The organism is Micromonospora sp. NBS 11-29 (assembly GCF_002140155.1).
Classification (GTDB): Bacteria; Actinomycetota; Actinomycetes; order Mycobacteriales; family Micromonosporaceae; genus Micromonospora.
Window position 1 is genome coordinate 3,419 of sequence record NZ_NAPR01000019.1, and the last position, 794, is coordinate 4,212.

Below are 794 nucleotides of genomic sequence, written 5' to 3' on the forward strand. Positions count from 1 at the left end.
GCGGGTGGTGGACCTGCCCGAGGGCGTGGAGGGCTACCTCGGCACCGGCAACTCCGGCAGCGTCGTGTCCGGGCGGGTCGCGTACACGTTCGGGTTGGAAGGCCCGGCCGTCACCATCGACACCGCCTGCTCGTCGTCGCTGGTCGCCGTGCACCTCGCCGTGCAGGCGCTGCGCCAGCGCGACTGCGACCTGGCCCTGGCCGGCGGCGTCACCGTCCTGTCCACCCCCGGCGTCTTCGCCGAGTTCTCCCGCCAGCGCGGCCTGGCCGCCGACGGCCGGTGCAAGTCGTTCGCCNGCCGCGGACGGCACCGGCTGGGCCGAGGGCGTCGGGATGCTGCTGCTGCAACGGCTCTCCGACGCGCAACGCGACGGCCGGCACATCCACGGCGTCATCCGGGGCAGCGCGGTCAACCAGGACGGCGCGAGCAGCGGCCTCACCACCCCCAACGGCCCCAGCCAGGAACGGGTGATCCGGCAGGCCCTCGCCAACGCCCGGCTGTCCCCGGCGGACGTGGACGTGGTGGAGGCGCACGGCACGGGCACCACGCTCGGTGACCCGATCGAGGCGCAGGCGTTGCTGGCCACGTACGGGCAGGACCGGGCGGGTGACCNCTGTGGTTGGGGTCGGTGAAGTCGAACCTGGGCCACACCCAGGCGGCCGCCGGCGCTGCCGGGATCATCAAGATGGTCCAGGCCATGCGGCACGGGGTGCTGCCGCGCACCCTGCATGTCGACGCACCGTCGCCGCACATCGACTGGTCGGCCGGTGCGGTCGAGTTGTTGACCGAGGCCC

At 74.0% G+C, this 794-nt stretch carries 1 protein-coding gene and 2 pseudogenes; all 3 read left to right on the forward strand.

Translation table 11 applies throughout. From position 1 onward, the window contains the following. Nucleotides 1–64 precede the first annotated feature (64 nt). Nucleotides 65–301: pseudogene (locus B1205_RS33110) on the forward strand (beta-ketoacyl synthase N-terminal-like domain-containing protein); the annotation flags it as partial. A 31-nt stretch (nt 302–332) separates the two neighbouring features. Beyond that, nucleotides 333–632: a hypothetical protein gene (locus tag B1205_RS33115; protein ID WP_369597311.1), complete on the forward strand. Its 300-nt coding sequence runs from the start codon at nt 333–335 to the stop codon at nt 630–632. Beyond that, nucleotides 629–794 (forward strand): annotated as a pseudogene (locus B1205_RS33120) (polyketide synthase); the annotation flags it as partial. The gene B1205_RS33115 and the pseudogene B1205_RS33120, both read left to right, overlap by 4 nt.